At 65.5% G+C, this 1986-nt stretch carries 3 protein-coding genes; 2 read left to right on the top strand and 1 reads right to left on the bottom strand.

Annotation, left to right across the window (positions count from 1 at the left end):
- Positions 1 to 202, top strand: a 202-nt coding sequence (locus tag JV551A3_RS01700) for a glycine zipper domain-containing protein (RefSeq protein WP_133978242.1), incomplete at its 5' end; no start/stop codon positions are given.
- On the opposite strand, the gene JV551A3_RS01695 is transcribed toward JV551A3_RS01700, so the two are convergent.
- Positions 199 to 1095: a LysR family transcriptional regulator gene (locus JV551A3_RS01695; RefSeq protein ID WP_133978240.1), complete on the bottom strand. Its 897-nt coding sequence runs from the start codon at positions 1093 to 1095 to the stop codon at positions 199 to 201. The genes JV551A3_RS01700 and JV551A3_RS01695 overlap by 4 nt on opposite strands.
- Before the next feature lie 110 nt (positions 1096 to 1205).
- On the opposite strand from JV551A3_RS01695, the gene trpB reads away from it, so the two are divergent.
- Positions 1206 to 1986 (top strand): tryptophan synthase subunit beta (gene trpB, locus JV551A3_RS01690; RefSeq protein WP_133978239.1); only part of this gene is annotated, 781 nt, incomplete at its 3' end.

The raw sequence follows: 1986 nt of genomic DNA, 5'->3' as shown, positions 1-1986 counted from the left end.
GGCCATCCGCAGCAACGCCGAAAGCGCCCTTCGGCACTCCCGTAGCCTGCTGAGCGATGCCTACGAGGAAGTGAAGCAGCGGACCCGTCAGACCGGCCTCGCCACCCGTGATTACGCCCAGGAACACCCGTACACCACGGCGGGTGTTGCCATCGGCGCACTGGGCCTGCTGGCGGCCTACCTGCTGTGCAAGCGCAACTAAGCGCTCTGGCGCGCCAGTTCTGCCTTTAGCCACTGCGCCAACTGCTCGGCGCGCCCGTCCGCGGCGCGCCTGGGCACCCAAAGTGCCAATACCGCAGGGGTAGGTGAAAAACCCCACGGCGCACTCAAACGGCCCGCCCGCAGGTCATCGGCGACCAGCGGCTGCGGCGCAATCGCCACACCCAACCCGGCCACGGCAGCCTCCAGCAGGTAATACAGGTGCTCGAAAGCCTGGCCATAGTGAAGGGCCGCCGGCTCCAACCCCTGTTCCAGCGCCCAGGTCGGCCAAGCCTGCGGGCGCGATGTGGTGTGCAGCAAGGCTTCGCCCAGCAACGCCTTGGCCGGCGCGCCCTGCAAGCGCTCGAAGCCGGAAAAATGCGGGCTGAGCACCGGCCCGATGCGTTCCTCGGCCAGTACATGCACTTGCATGTCCCCCGGCCACGGCGGCTCGGCATACACCAACAACGCATCCAGCCCTGGCCGCCGCGGGTCCAGGTCGCCTTCACCGGCCGACAGGTGCAAGCGCAGTTCAGGCAAGTCAGCCTGCAGCCGCCCCAATCGTGGGATAAACCAGCGCGCCAGCAAGCTGCCCGAACAGCCCAGCACGAATGGTGCATCGCTGACATCGTGGCTGAGCTCGGCGCACACGCTACGCAGGCGGTCGAAGGCTTCGCCACTGGCATCGCGCAGGCGTACGCCGGCATCTGTGAGTTTGATGCCACGCCCATCCTTCACGAACAACGCTACGCCCAGGTGCTCTTCAAGTACCTTGATCTGCCGGCTGACGGCGCCATGGGTGACGTGCAGCGCTTCGGCCGCCTGGCTGACGCTATTGAGCCGTGCGGTTGCCTCGAAGGCCCGCAGGGCATTGAGGGGAGGGAGGTCGTGGGCCATTTTACCTGTGAGTTTTTCTGACAAGTTTGCGCAATCTTATCGGTTTTCAGCCGGGCGTGCCGTGGTTAGAGTAAAGCCCATCACTCATTCATTACGCCCTGGAGCGACCCATGACCCAGTCCCAATACCGCCCCGGCCCCGACGCCAACGGCCTGTTCGGCTCGTTCGGCGGCCGCTACGTGGCCGAAACCCTGATGCCACTGGTGCTGGACCTGGCCCGCGAATACGAAGCGGCCAAGGCAGACCCCAAGTTCCTCGAAGAGCTGGCCTACTTCCAGCGCGACTACATCGGCCGCCCCAACCCGCTGTACTTCGCCGAGCGCCTGACCGAGCACTGCGGCGGCGCGAAGTTTTTCTTCAAGCGTGAAGAACTCAACCACACCGGCGCGCACAAGGTGAACAACTGCATCGGCCAGGTGCTGCTGGCCAAGCGCATGGGCAAGAAGCGCCTGATTGCCGAAACCGGCGCCGGCATGCACGGTGTGGCCACCGCCACCGTCGCGGCCCGCTTCGGCCTGCCTTGCGTGATCTACATGGGCGCCACCGACATCGAGCGCCAGCAGGCCAACGTTTTCCGCATGAAGCTGCTGGGCGCCGAGATCGTCCCGGTCACCGCCGGCACCGGCACCCTGAAGGACGCCATGAACGAGGCCCTGCGCGACTGGGTCACCAACGTCGAAGACACCTTCTACCTGATCGGCACCGTGGCCGGCCCGCACCCGTACCCGGCCATGGTCCGCGACTTCCAGTCGATCATCGGCAAGGAAACCCGCGCCCAGTTGCAAGAGAAGGAAGGCCGCCTGCCAGACAGCCTGGTAGCCTGCGTCGGTGGTGGCTCCAACGCCATGGGCCTGTTCCATGAATTCCTCGAAGAGCCGAGCGTACAGATCA

Origin of the sequence: Pseudomonas inefficax (assembly GCF_900277125.1) — a bacterium.
In the GTDB taxonomy this organism is placed as follows: domain Bacteria; phylum Pseudomonadota; class Gammaproteobacteria; order Pseudomonadales; family Pseudomonadaceae; genus Aquipseudomonas; species Aquipseudomonas inefficax.
Note: the sequence above shows the minus strand (reverse complement) of the source record. Positions and strands in the feature narration are given on the sequence as shown.

Bases quoted from the DNA above. Each gene is read 5' to 3' on its own strand.
- JV551A3_RS01695 (WP_133978240.1), bottom strand. From the start codon at position 1,095: ATGGCCCACGACCTCCCTCCCCTCAATGCCCTGCGGGCCTTCGAGGCA.